The organism is Vibrio sp. SCSIO 43136, from assembly GCF_023716565.1.
In the GTDB taxonomy this organism is placed as follows: Bacteria; Pseudomonadota; Gammaproteobacteria; order Enterobacterales; family Vibrionaceae; genus Vibrio.
The window spans coordinates 605818-618639 of record NZ_CP071849.1 but is presented as its reverse complement, the minus strand read 5'-3'; the positions used below and the strand labels follow the sequence as shown (position 1 = coordinate 618639).

11 protein-coding genes are annotated in these 12822 nt (G+C 46.1%); 7 read left to right on the top strand and 4 right to left on the bottom strand.

The window, feature by feature from the left end:
* Nucleotides 1-70 precede the first annotated feature (70 nt).
* The 4 genes from modF (at nt 71) to J4N39_RS17490 (ending at nt 4556) form a co-directional block, all read left to right on the top strand.
* Nucleotides 71-1534 carry a molybdate ABC transporter ATP-binding protein ModF gene (gene modF / locus J4N39_RS17505; RefSeq protein WP_252026299.1) on the top strand — a complete coding sequence of 488 codons (1464 nt, stop codon included), beginning with the start codon at nt 71-73 and terminating at the stop codon, nt 1532-1534.
* On the top strand, nt 1531-1914 hold the full coding sequence (locus J4N39_RS17500) for an MAPEG family protein (protein WP_252026297.1): 384 nt from the start codon (nt 1531-1533) through the stop codon (nt 1912-1914). Before modF ends, J4N39_RS17500 begins: the two co-directional genes overlap by 4 nt.
* A 111-nt stretch (nt 1915-2025) precedes the next feature.
* Nucleotides 2026-2646: an NAD(P)H-dependent oxidoreductase gene (locus J4N39_RS17495; protein ID WP_252026295.1), complete on the top strand. Its 621-nt coding sequence runs from the start codon at nt 2026-2028 to the stop codon at nt 2644-2646.
* Nucleotides 2643-4556 carry a monovalent cation:proton antiporter-2 (CPA2) family protein gene (locus J4N39_RS17490; protein WP_252026293.1) on the top strand — a complete coding sequence of 638 codons (1914 nt, stop codon included), beginning with the start codon at nt 2643-2645 and terminating at the stop codon, nt 4554-4556. Before J4N39_RS17495 ends, J4N39_RS17490 begins: the two co-directional genes overlap by 4 nt.
* A 48-nt stretch (nt 4557-4604) precedes the next feature.
* On the opposite strand, the gene J4N39_RS17485 is transcribed toward J4N39_RS17490, so the two are convergent.
* Nucleotides 4605-5870 (bottom strand): LssY C-terminal domain-containing protein, encoded by a 1266-nt coding sequence (locus J4N39_RS17485; protein ID WP_252026291.1) that lies wholly within the window; start codon nt 5868-5870, stop codon nt 4605-4607.
* Complete coding sequence (locus J4N39_RS17480) at nt 5871-6602, bottom strand: glycosyltransferase family 2 protein (protein ID WP_252026289.1); 732 nt, start codon at nt 6600-6602, stop codon at nt 5871-5873.
* Between the two features lie 119 nt (nt 6603-6721).
* Between J4N39_RS17480 and J4N39_RS17475 the strand changes: the two genes are divergently transcribed.
* Genes J4N39_RS17475 through J4N39_RS17465 form a run of 3 tightly spaced genes read left to right on the top strand, consistent with a single transcriptional unit; the run spans nt 6722 to nt 9640 of the window.
* Entirely contained in the window at nt 6722-7240 is a 519-nt protein-coding gene (locus tag J4N39_RS17475; RefSeq protein WP_252026287.1) for a DNA mismatch repair protein, read from the top strand.
* A gap of 45 nt (nt 7241-7285) precedes the next feature.
* The gene (locus J4N39_RS17470) at nt 7286-8707 is read left to right on the top strand and encodes a protein adenylyltransferase SelO (protein ID WP_252026285.1); all 1422 of its coding nucleotides are present in this window, start codon (nt 7286-7288) and stop codon (nt 8705-8707) included.
* 12 nt (nt 8708-8719) lie between these two features.
* Entirely contained in the window at nt 8720-9640 is a 921-nt protein-coding gene (locus tag J4N39_RS17465) for a M14 family metallopeptidase (RefSeq protein WP_252026283.1), read from the top strand.
* 37 nt (nt 9641-9677) lie between these two features.
* Here J4N39_RS17465 and J4N39_RS17460 read toward each other — a convergent pair whose 3' ends face one another.
* Both J4N39_RS17460 and J4N39_RS17455 read right to left on the bottom strand, forming a co-directional pair.
* Nucleotides 9678-11816 (bottom strand): EAL domain-containing protein, encoded by a 2139-nt coding sequence (locus tag J4N39_RS17460; protein WP_252026281.1) that lies wholly within the window; start codon nt 11814-11816, stop codon nt 9678-9680.
* Between the two features lie 5 nt (nt 11817-11821).
* A complete protein-coding gene (locus tag J4N39_RS17455) occupies nt 11822-12772 on the bottom strand; it encodes a phosphate/phosphite/phosphonate ABC transporter substrate-binding protein (protein WP_252026279.1) in 951 nt (316 codons plus the stop codon).
* Nucleotides 12773-12822: the final 50 nt, after the last annotated feature.

Sequence of the window (12822 nt, the reverse complement as noted above, 5' to 3'; positions counted from 1 at the left end):
ATTTTTCATTCGCATCCGTAACAAAGCCTGATATAACAGTCTGATAACAAAATAGACTCAGGCAGTAGGAATGGAAATAACCTTCGAAGAGATCCTCGTCAAAAGACCTCACACCACTCTCAACATCCCTCATTGGCGCATTCCTACCGATCAGTGTATTGGCGTATTTAACGGCGATGGTGATGTGGGCACTCTGCTAGGCGATCTGTTATGTGGGGAGATCTTACCGGACTCTGGTCAGTTTGAGCTATCAGGTCGTAAAGTCGCACAAGTCTCATTGACCGAGCAACAACGTCTGCTTGAGATGGAAATCGCCAATGATGACACCGACTTTCTTGATCGTATTGATACTGGGAGCTCCGTGTTATCTCTGATTCTAAACGTCTGCCAAGATGAAAGCTCCGCCAACGCATTGATGCAAGGCTTAGATATTACTCACCTTGCTCACTCAGGGTTTCGGGTGCTTTCTACCGGCGAGACTCGCCGTGTCATGCTGGCCAGAGCGTTGGGGAGTGAGCCTGACGTGATTGTCTTGGAAAATCCATTTACCGGACTCGATGTTGAACACCACGCTGCACTCTCATCACTGCTCAGTCAACTGTCTAAGACTACGCAACTCATAGTGGTATTTAACCGTGAAGAAGATATTCCTGATTGGATTGACCAAATTGCACTGTTTAATCACGGCACAATGGACAGTGTATTAAGCAAACAGGATTGGGACAGTCACCCGATTATCGCTCAGCTAAAGGCACAATCGGCGCAGCAAAGTGAACAAATGCTCGACCTCATCCGCAGTGCGCAATATCAATCACCATTTGAAAACCCAATATTCGAACTCAATAACGGCAAAGTCGCCTACACCGACAAAACCATATTCTCAGACGTAAACTGGCGAATAGACAAAGGTGTGCACTGGCAGGTTAAAGGCCCTAACGGCTGTGGAAAAAGTACCTTACTCGGGCTCATTTTTGGTGACCACCCACAGTGTTACTCCAATGACATTCATATCTTTGGCAACAAACGTGGTAGCGGCGAAACGATTTGGGAGATCAAACAGCACATTGGCATGGTTTCCTCCGCTCTCCACCTTCAATACCGAGTCAATTGCAGTGCCCTGCACGTCATCCTATCAGGGTTCTTCGATTCGATTGGACTCTATGACCAGCCAAGTAAGAAACAAGTGCAATTGGCGGAAGAGTGGCTTGAAATATTACATATGACGCAATTTGCCAAAACACCATTTAAAGCGCTGGAATATGGGCAACAACGGCTGCTTTTGATTGCTCGTGCCATAGTGAAACAGCCAACGTTATTGATTTTAGATGAGCCATACCAAGGCTTAGATTACTTAGGCCGCCGCTTGGTCAAAAGCGCTTTGGAAATGATCGCCAAAGAAAAGTTATGTCAACTGCTTTATGTTTCCCACTATCAAGCAGACAGCTTGGACAGTATCCAGCACTTTCTTGAATTTGAATACAACCCAGATAAAGCGTGCTACCACGCCAATGTGGTAATTAAGGAGCCAATATGATCACCCCAGTTTACGCCGCATTGCTGGCGCTAGTCTTCATGTACCTAAGCAATCGTACTTTCACCTTACGCAGAAAAGAGAAAATCGCCGTAGGGACAGGAGAGAGTAAAGAACTGCTGCGTGCCAGCCGTGTTCATGGCAATTTCGCCGAGTATGTGCCTTTAACCCTCATATTGCTCTACATGCTTGAGCAAAATGGAGGCAATGCCCTCTTCCTTCATATTGCTGGAGCACTGCTACTAATCGGCCGCATCATTCACGCTTATGGGGTATCACAAGTTAAAGAGCAGTTGCGCTTTCGTATCACGGGGATGTTAGCCACACTACTGAGTTTAGGGGGGAGTGCGTTGTATATATTGGCGCTGTCACTCACTAGCTAATTTTTAAATCCGTTAAATTTATAATTGCCAAACAATCAATTAACACCAAGAATAGATAGTAACTCTATTGAGTAGTGTACTAAGTTTTAGCTACTTCATTTAAGGATATCTATGAGTAAAAAACGTGTCTTGGTGCTATATGCCCATCCATCACAGCATCGTTCAGAAGTTAACGCACCGCTATTTAAAGCCGCTCAGAAATCAGAAGGAGTGACTTGTGTCGACCTATATCAAGAGTACCCAAGCTATGGAATCAATATCGATAGGGAACAACAACGCTTAATCGACCACGATGTGATCATTTTCCAGTTTCCTCTCTATTGGTACTCCACTCCAGCTATACTCAAAGAGTGGCAAGACTTGGTACTGGAGTATGGATTTGCCTATGGCAATGGTGGTGAGGCACTGAACGGCAAAACCTTCTTGTGTGTCCTTTCTGCCGGCGGCAAAGCTGAAGCCTACCATGCTGATGGCTATAACCATTTCACCATTCGCCAATTGCTACAACCGCTTGAACAAATGGCCTCACTCACGGGCATGAACTACCTTCCACCATTTGCTCTGTTTGGTGCACGTACCGCTTTAGAAGAAAAGCGAATCGAGTCTCATGCAGCTCGCTATGGAGAGCTTCTTAGTTGGCTTGTAGACGATAAGATAGACATTGCACAAGCAAGTAGTGCTGAAAAGCTTAATTACTACTTAGACAAAGTAAATAAGGAGTCGAATGTATGACCAGTCTGTTCCTCCAAGCTTTTATTTACCTTGTAGCGGCCGTTATCGCAGTCCCTATTGCTAAACGCCTGGGTCTAGGCTCAGTACTCGGTTATCTGATTGCTGGGGTCGTCATTGGCCCTGTGATTGGCCTTGTGGGAGATGAAACTACTACCATACAGCACTTTGCTGAATTTGGTGTGGTGATGATGCTGTTCCTCGTAGGCTTAGAACTAGAACCTAAAATGCTGTGGGCAATGCGCAACCGCTTGATCGGATTAGGCGGATTGCAAGTGGGTGCTACAACCGTCATCGTGATGGCAATTGCGATGGCATTGGGTATCACATGGACAATCGCTCTGACTATTGGTCTCATTTTCGCCCTGTCTTCTACCGCCATCGTATTGCAAACATTTAGTGAAAAAGGTTTATCAAAAACCGAAGGCGGACAAAACGCATTTTCCGTGTTGCTGTTCCAAGATATCGCCGTCATTCCAATGCTGGCGTTCATTCCTTTGTTATCTCTACCAGAGCTGGTTGAAAAAGCGCAGAGTGCAGCTCATTCCGCAGCCGAGCACCATGAAGAATTGAGCTTAGTCGCTGGCCTTCCAGGCTGGGCATATGGACTAGTCATTACTGCCTCAATCGTAGGTGTGGTCTTTGCTGGACATTATTTGTCTCGTCCACTGTTTAGATTCGTTGCAAGCTCGGGGCTGCGAGAGATTTTTACTGCCGCTGCACTCATGTTAGTGATTGGTATTGCAGCTCTGATGAGTTTGGTTGGACTGTCTCCTGCATTGGGGACCTTCCTAGCAGGCGTAGTGTTAGCAAACAGTGAATTCAGACACGAGCTAGAATCCAACATCGATCCATTTAAAGGCTTGTTACTGGGGCTATTCTTCATCACCGTTGGGGCGGGCATCGATTTTGCTGTCCTATTCAGTGATTTCTTTATCATCATCGGCCTTACCTTAGGGGTCATGGTGATTAAAGCACTGGTGCTATTCTCACTCGCCTTTATTTTCCGCATCAAAAACAGCGACCGTTGGCTATTTGGCCTAAGTCTTGCGCAAGCAGGGGAATTTGGTTTTGTACTGTTAAGTTTCAGTGTTCAAAACCATGTATTGCCAACCGATCTGGCACAAACACTATCGCTGGTGGTAGCAATATCTATGTTCCTAACTCCAGGGCTGTTCATTTTGTTTGATAAAGTGATCTTGCCTCGATATGAACAGAAATCGAATGACAAAGAGCCTGATCAGATCGAAGAAATGGGGACAGTGATAGTGGCGGGTGTCGGTCGATTTGGCCAAATCGTCAACCGCTTATTGGTCAGCAATGGTATCAAAACCGTCGTTCTCGACCATCAAGCTAATCAAGTAGACGCCGTGCGCCAGATAGGCACCAAAGCCTACTTTGGTGATGCCACTCGACCAGACTTACTGCACACCGCAGGGATCGAGCATGCGGCTGCTGTAGTCGTCGCTATGGATGGTCAAGAAGCTTGTGTTGAGCTAGTCAGGTACATCAAGCACACCTACCCTAAGGTGGTTGTGATTGCGAGAGCGTTTGACCGCGGCCATAACTACCAACTTCGCCAAGCTGGCGCTGACATTATCGAGTCAGAAACTTATCACTCTGCACTAGAAATTGGGGGCCATGCCCTGCGCACACTAGGCGTACACCCATTCCTTATCGAGCAACAAAAAGGCAGCTACAAACGGGTTGAGGACGCGAAGTCTGACCTTTTATATAAGGCTTGGGAAGGCGGCAGTGACGAAGTTCGCTTTGACAACAATTACCGAGACCTCTTCATCCAACTCGAAGAATCTATCTTTGAAGAGATGCAAAAAGATCGCAGCGACAGACATACCAGAAGCGAGCGAGGCTGGACACCTCCTCCAAAAGGTTATGCTGATAAACTCGATTAATCGCACCCAGCGCTTACTCTGCTTCTATGCAAGGGTAAGCGCTTTTCTCTACCAAATATTTGCAAGTTTTAACTGCTCAGAGTGGTTAATAACTAACACCCGCCCATCAGTGTAATAATCTCTCGACTCGTTCACCGCCATTGACTGAGCCAGTGGGATCAACTCATGCTCTACATTGACACTAAAGAGTTGAGATTTTAACTTATCTCGCATCCTATCTACGTTTGGATCGATGGCATGTAACACAGTCACGATACCCGTGTGTTTCTTAATTGCTAATCCGTCATCAAAGCTTACCGCACCCACCCAAACAGGGGTGTTTTGATACAGGCCAGCATACCACCAGCGCAAGTGATTGCGTTTGAGCAAGGTGCCCTTTTCTTGAAACGCAAGATCTTGTGGTCTTCCACTCCAAATCAAATCTGATACCGGTGGTGTGCCCGCCTTGATTAGCGAAAGGTAATCTAATAAATCCAAGTCATGACGTGAGAAGGTTTTGTTCTCAATCCAGCCTAGCTCAAGCATTAAGGTTCTAGGCGACTCTCCTACATAAATCAGGTTAACCGCTTGTGCCGCATAACCTTGCCCATACCCCGGATAAGCAACCAACTCAAGTTCAGACCAATGCACTGGCGTAGCTGGCTCTACTTTGAGTAAGTTATCGTCCGCATTGGCAAAAAAGTTCTGATAGTTAGCCAGTGAAAGCGTAAAAAGTAAGAAAGAGACGGACTTTACCGAAGCTAAACTTTTGCGTTGCTTAAACAAGTAATAGCTCATACCAACGCTCACCATGACGGCTAGCATAGTCAAATAATGCTCTGACACGTAGGCTTGGATCGGATTGAGCCAAGGGATATATTCTACTCCCGCTGCGCCCATATACCCCCAAAAGATGAATTGACCGATACCAAGCACCAAACCAACGGAGCTGAACAAAGTAAAGGTTAGCCAAGGCACTTTTTGGGTTCCAGCTAAAAATGGCATCACCCAAGCAACTGGACCAAGTAGGCGACTCACGACCAATACCGTGTGAATACGTTTTCTCATCAGCAGTCGGCATCGAGCCACGGCTCTGCGAACCTTAGGTCTGTTGGCTGCGTAGCGTTTTAGATAGCGACTGCCTTGGTACTTACCAACAAAGTAACTGATCTGGTCTCCTAGAAAACCACCTGCAAGTACCGCCACAACAGCTATCCAACTGCCTGAAAAAAGCTCAACACCTGCAGCAAGGAAAAAGGGTTCACCCGGAAAAAGTAAGTTGGGGCCTATCAACGCATCCAGCAGCGCCCCAACAAAGAGAATCCATGTCGACATCTAGTTTTGTTCGCTGTAGTGGCCAAATTTATATTCCATTTCATTGTTTCGCATCTCGCCAAACAGGAAACGTCGCACATTGGCTTTTAAGTAGGTTAAGCCCATGGTGAAAAAGCCATCTTGTTCCATACGGCGTGGGTCAAATTGGAAACTCACTGGCAGCATTCGGAAACGCCAAGTCTGAGCGGCTCGTTTGACGTAATCGCAATCTTCACAAAGCACAATTTGCTCATCGAACCCACCGATTTCCTGATGGAGTCGTTTGGTTGAGAAGATGCAAGCACCTACCGCCGTCGGGAAGAAAAACTGAGTAGCGAATAACCCAGCGTTAAATACGCCATAGCCTGCTTTATACGCAAATGACAACTTATCTGCGCCCATGTATGCCGCTGAGACTTCCAACTTGGTCTTATCAATCTGGGTCATGGCACGAGAGAGAAAATCGCCATCCAATCGTACGTCTGCGTCTAAAAAAAGTAGGCGCTGGTGAGTGGCAAGTTCGGCACCGGTATTACGGCCTAGACTAACCCCACGTTTATCCATAGTGTGAACTTTTAACGCAGGTAGCTTGTCTTTAAAAGAGTGGGCGATTTCTACAGTGCTATCATTACTATTTGAATCAACTAACACTACTTCGAATTTTTGGTAAGTTTGATTGCTGAGATCTTGTAATAGGTTTGCAATGCGTTTCTCTTCATTGAGCGTGATAACTACGATACTGATAGGTTCCATTTTCTTGTCCTGCTTCTCTTGATTGGATGATAGCAGTGTATGTGTAGCGTCATTAATGGGGACTGATGGCAATATTCATTTTCAATTAACACTTGTGTTACTGACGAGGTATCAATTTGTTGAAATGGCTTAAACCCCCAGCTTGGGTCGTAGTACTAATGGGCTTGATGCTTAACGTGGTGGCGCTCATCATTACCGGCGTTCAACTCGACCAGTTTGAACACATCTCATCTGAACTAGAAAGAGAGAAGACTCAACATCTCTATGCGATTGATCGTGCATGGGAGAGAATCAATACCCTAGAGAGAAAGCGAGAAACCTTAGTGCTATTCACTGCAATGCCAGAAGAGCAGCAAGCGCAAGGCGCTGACTTCTTAAAGCAGCAGCTCTCAGTTTGGATTGGCACAGATGTCGCACTGCCCAGCCAGCAAACGCTGGGTGAACTTAACCAAACCATTGATCTAGAACAGGCCAACCAACGTAATCAAATAGACGACTACTATCTGCAAATTATCGATATCAGCGAAATAATGAAACATCAACAAGAGCAGTATGATTACTACAAGAATCTCGCTCTGTTCTTCCAAGTCTTTGGACTTGCGCTTATTCTAGCTCGAGATCTGGCTCGCAGACCCTAACCATAATCGGTAATCTTGGGCAACATTCACCTTAAAGGACGTAAAGTGAAACTCACAAACAGTTACACCCAACTTGGAGACGCATTTTATCAAGCCTGTCTCCCTGCAACGGTCTCTAAACCAAGCCTACTGTTTTGGAATACCAACCTCGCATCAAAACTAGGCTTCGAAGATTTAGCTACCGAAGACGCTGCATTACTATTTTCTGGTCAAGCGCTTCTAGAAGAGAGCGAGCCCGTAGCTCTAGCCTATGCAGGCCACCAGTTTGGTCACTACAACCCGTCGCTAGGAGATGGAAGAGCACACCTACTCGGTGAATTACACACTGCGCCCAATGAGATTTGGGATATCCAACTAAAAGGGTCAGGTCGTACACGCTATTCTCGCCGAGGAGACGGCCTCAGTGCGCTTGGCCCTGCCATTCGAGAATATCTAATGAGTGAAGCGATGGCTGGGTTGGGTGTTCCAACGACCAGAAGCCTTGCAGTCGTAGGTACTGGCGATCAAGTGATGCGCCAAGGCTTTGAAGCTGGCGGCATTGTCACTCGTATAGCGGCAAGCCACTTACGTGTCGGAACTTTCCAATATTTTTCCGCCAACGGCTCCAAACAAGACCTAGAAAACTTGTTGGATTTTGCCATTAAAAGGCATTACCCACATATCTCTACTAAGGCTGAAGACAAAGTCTCACAGTTCTTACAAGCGGTGGTATATAAGCAAATACACACTGTCAGTGAGTGGATGAGAGTCGGTTTTATTCACGGTGTGATGAACACCGACAACACCACCATTTCAGGCGAAACCATCGACTTTGGACCTTGCGCCATGATGGGAGTCTATGATCCGCACACGGTTTATAGCTCCATTGATGAACAAGGCCGCTATAGCTTTGGCAATCAACCATGGATCATGCAGTGGAATATGGCAAGGTTAGCCGAAGCATTGCTGCCGCTAGTGGATACAGACAGTGATAAGGCCGTCGCTGTGCTTGAGCCAATCATTGTTGGTTTTAGTGACAAGTTTAAAACCGCTTATTATCAAATGATGGCTAGCAAGTTTGGGCTAGATACAAACGAACCTCCAAGAGATCTGATCGACACTCTACTTCAAGCCTTCTTAGAGAAAGAGCTAGACTATACACGTACTTTCGTATCACTCACCCAAAGTGTTGCCAATGGTAAACTTGTCAGTGCGTTGAACTTTGCACCATTTGATACATGGTGGAATGCGGTGCAGGAATCGTCCAATGCATTGGAACAGATGACAGCGGCCAACCCACTAGTTATTCCAAGAAATCATCACGTAGAGTCAATTATTGATCAGTGTGTAAGCGAATATAACGACAAGGCTGCGCAAGCGTTTCTCACTGTGGTAGGCTCGCCCTATCAACAGCTTCAAGACACATCTCGCTATCAAGATACACCTGAAGATGGCGATCGATACTACCAAACATTTTGTGGAACCTAGGACACACGCAATATGAGCCAAACCCAACATCACTACCCGATTGGTACACCGAATACGCCTTGGACAGACAAGGAAAAACACGCCTGGTATCAACAAACCAGCGTTAAACGCAGCTACCAGCAACAAGTCCTAGATAAGCTAGAAAACATCAGCTCGACCCTTGTGGTTGTAGATTACGGTGCTCTCGACATTGAGCCATCTCGCTACCCTCTCAAAGCCCTAAAGAGCAAAGTGTGGGATGAAGGTAAGCCAACCATTTTAATTACTGGCGGTGTACACGGCTACGAAACCAGTGGCGTTCAAGGTGCTCTGCTATTTGCAAGCGATGCTATTGAGAAGTATGCCAGTGAATTTAATTTCCTGATCGCGCCATGTGTGAGCCCATGGGGATATGAGACCATCAACCGTTGGAATCCACACGCCATTGACCCCAACCGCTCTTTCTACCCAGACAGTCCAGCGCAAGAATCTGCATCCTTAATGGCATTGGTCACTGAACACACACCGAACGTGTTCGCCCATATCGATCTTCATGAGACGACAGACACCGATGAAAGTGAATTCCGTCCTGCCCTTGCCGCTCGAGATGGCAAAAGTTATATCGAAGACAATGTACCAGACGGTTTCTACCTAGTTGGCGATACCGACAACCCAAATGAAGCCTTCCAAAGCGCCATCATTCAAGCGGTTGAAAAAGTCACTCACATCGCACCGCCTGATGCCGACAATAAAATCATCGGCTCACCAATCGTTCAGCACGGCGTGATTAATTACCCGACCAAGTCGTTAGGATTGTGTAGCGGTTTAAGCAATTGCCAATACGGCACAACCACTGAAGTGTACCCGGATAGCCCGAAAGTCACCGAGCAAGAGTGTAATCTTGCACAGGTTGCAGCGATTTGTGGTGGACTTGATTACCTGCTGGCCCAATAAAATAGTTAAGCCATTGAATCAAGACTGGTTCGATGGCCTAACTGACTTGTTTGATGAAAAAGCGTTGCTCAAAACTATCTGAACACATCGCAGAAGCGAACAAATCCCCCTGTCCGATGCGGCAACCCTCAGCGACTAGAAAGTCCAACTGAGCTTGAGTTTCAATCCCTTCAGCAACAATATCTAGCCCCAAATCGTGCGCCAGTGAAATAATGGTTTTGCACAAGGTTCGATCATTGGCATCGGTTTCAATGTCTCGTACAAAGCTTTTATCGATTTTCAAACCGTCCATTTTAAACTGACGCAAATAGTTAAGTGACGAGAAGCCGGTACCAAAATCATCCAGCCATACCTGCATGCCCTTAGAACGTAACTGCTCGAGCGAGCACGCCGCTTCGCGCTCATTACTCATCAATAGACTCTCCGTCACCTCGATGTGCAGCCTAGAACTATCAATGCCAGAAGCTTCGATGTGATTGTAGAAAGCCTTTACCACCTGTTGACCGTAAAGCTGTTTTGCTGACAAATTAACCGAGATATAGAAATTATCCCCCAAATGATCCTGCCAACTTTTGAGCTGCTGACAAACTTGAGAAATCACCCACTCTCCCAAGGTTACAATCAAACCACACTCTTCTGCTACCGTGATAAATTCATCTGGTGGGATGGTACCCTTTTCTGGGTGATTCCAACGTAGAAGCGCTTCAGCACCAATCAGGCTGCCGGTTTTAGTATCAAAAAATGGCTGATACCAAACCGCAAATTGTTCCATCGTCTTCATCGCCAAATGCAGGCGACGCTCCATCATGGATTTCTTCAGTACCGCATCACGCATTTCATCAGTAAAGAAACAGTACATGTTCTTGCCGTTGGTTTTGGCGTGATACATAGCAATATCAGCGCACTTAACCAAATCGTCCGCCGTCATGCCATCTTCAGGGTAACGAGAAATACCTATACTGCCCCCGACCACTAACTGTTCATTGTCTATGATGATCGGGCGACGGATCTCATTGATCAAATCCTGAATAAGCCGTTCAACAATGCCCTCACACTTACATTCAGGTAAGCAAATCAAGAACTCGTCACCACCGATTCTTGATAGCACAACGTCTTCACTCGGTGCATATGTTGGGCGACTAGCAACAATCGTACGCCTAAACCGATTAGCGACTTGGATGAGCAACCTATCACCCGCTTGATGGCCGAAGTTGTCATTGACGGCTTTGAAGTCATCCAAATCAACAAACAGAATCATTAACGGCTCATGATTGAATCGACGCTGGACCAATAAAGTTTCTACCAACGAAGTAAATTTGGTTCGGTTTGGTAGTTCAGTGAGATGATCGTGATAGGCAAGGAATTCTATTGCTTTACGACGCTCAATCAAGCTTGCTGACATTTCATTAAATGAAGCAGCGAGGTCGCCAAGTTCGTCACTACGTCGGATCTCGGTACTCACCGAGTCAAGCTCCCCTTTAGAGATCCGTTTGGTTTGCGTGATGAGATCTGCCAAAGGTGAAATAATTGAATTAGTGACAATGAAAGAGACGCCTATCGCCAATGCACTAAATAGGACAGCTAACCCTACCGCACCAAAAGTGATCTCTGTTTGAGCACCATGCTTAACATTTTGAATAACCACCTGAGTCTCATGAATTTGCTCTTGAATGATCTCGAGTGAGAAACTCAAGTAAAGGCCACCGAGTAGCTCATCCCCAATCATCAAGGGCACGCCATAAGTGAAGAAGTCTGAGTCTATTTTTGAGTAGGGTTTCTTAAGATTAAGTATGCGATGGAGCAGTTGTTTGTTCTCAACCGCCTGACCATAATTCGGGTCGACTCTCAACCCGGTATGAAAGGTGTGCCCTTTCGCATCGAAGACCACTACTCGTTCCAACTCTTCGCTGTCTAGTGCTGGTTTAAGTAAATCGTAGATCCCTTCCATGTCATAGGTGTACATAGGGTTAATCAGTGAGTCACTTAAATAGTTGGCGGTATATTTAGCTCGCGCTTCTAACTGGTTAGTTAAGCTCTGAGAGACCAACTCCGTGGTTTGTTTCATCACAACATCAGAGCCTTGGCGAAACACTAATAGCTGCACAAAGCTTAGTGCGGCCATGGCGATGATGACCAACACGGTGTTAGCGATGGTAATACGGCTAAGTAGCTTCATTAACGTCAGTTCACCAAATTATCGTCAACAAGTGATTTTAAGTTCTTGGCCCACTCTAAGTCCTTCATGAGTTGTTCATCGACAGCCTCAAACTTAGTGGTTTTCTTGTAGCGCTTAAGGACGATTTTTCCTTCTTCACTCTCATGCATATCCAGCAAAGCTTGTTCTATCGCTTCTATCATCGCAGGAGCCATACCTGGGCGAATGAGTTCCAAAGAACGTGCTAATGAACGGCTTTGGTAAAATATATGCAGAGTTTCCTTAATGTTGGGTGCAATATCCGAGTCCCAATCTTCACTACTAAAAGCCGCCGCTGACACAATCCCGTTGTATACCCACGAGTACATGTTTATCTCACCACCCGCTTTGGTTAATTCATCGGCAAATAAGTAACCAATTTTCCCTTCGGGAGGAGACTCTCTCGGAGAGGTGAGTTCAAACAGCTCAAAACCACTATCGAGCAAGATCGCAGCAGGAATGTAGAAAGCACTTGTAGAGCCACGGTCTTCAAACACAACCGTTTTATTAACCAGGTCTTCAAAACCCCTAATATCCATACTCTGTTTCGAGAAAAACACCGTGTAATATTCAGCAAGGCCACCTTTCCAGCGTTTAGCAATAGGAATGGCCCCCCCACTTTCCTTTATTAACTCATTGGCAGAAAATACGGTTTCAGACACCATATCGACTCGACCTTGGGCCAACCAACGGGACATTCGTTTGTTGTCGGGTGCAACAATCACTTTGCCATGTTGAACGCCAAATGGTCGCAAGCGCTCGGCAATATACTTTGCAAGCGGACCTGCTCGTTTAATGGCTTTTTTAGGGTTGGAACTGATAACACCGATGACAAAAGTATCTGGCTCTAGAGATGGCGTCACTGAGGCGTAAACGTAACTGGGGCTTATGAGGCTCGCAACAACCCATAGCGTAAATAAGTACAAGGCTCGCTTCACAGCTTCTCCCCACAATTAAAAGGAAAGTATTAACAATTACAATTGTAGCT

Bases quoted from the DNA above. Each gene is read 5' to 3' on its own strand.
- modF (WP_252026299.1), top strand. From the start codon at position 71: ATGGAAATAACCTTCGAAGAGATCCTCGTCAAAAGACCTCACACCACT.
- J4N39_RS17490 (WP_252026293.1), top strand. From the start codon at position 2,643: ATGACCAGTCTGTTCCTCCAAGCTTTTATTTACCTTGTAGCGGCCGTT.
- J4N39_RS17465 (WP_252026283.1), top strand. From the start codon at position 8,720: ATGAGCCAAACCCAACATCACTACCCGATTGGTACACCGAATACGCCT.
- J4N39_RS17480 (WP_252026289.1), bottom strand. From the start codon at position 6,602: ATGGAACCTATCAGTATCGTAGTTATCACGCTCAATGAAGAGAAACGC.
- J4N39_RS17485 (WP_252026291.1), bottom strand. From the start codon at position 5,870: ATGTCGACATGGATTCTCTTTGTTGGGGCGCTGCTGGATGCGTTGATA.
- J4N39_RS17460 (WP_252026281.1), bottom strand. From the start codon at position 11,816: ATGAAGCTACTTAGCCGTATTACCATCGCTAACACCGTGTTGGTCATC.
- J4N39_RS17500 (WP_252026297.1), top strand. From the start codon at position 1,531: ATGATCACCCCAGTTTACGCCGCATTGCTGGCGCTAGTCTTCATGTAC.
- J4N39_RS17495 (WP_252026295.1), top strand. From the start codon at position 2,026: ATGAGTAAAAAACGTGTCTTGGTGCTATATGCCCATCCATCACAGCAT.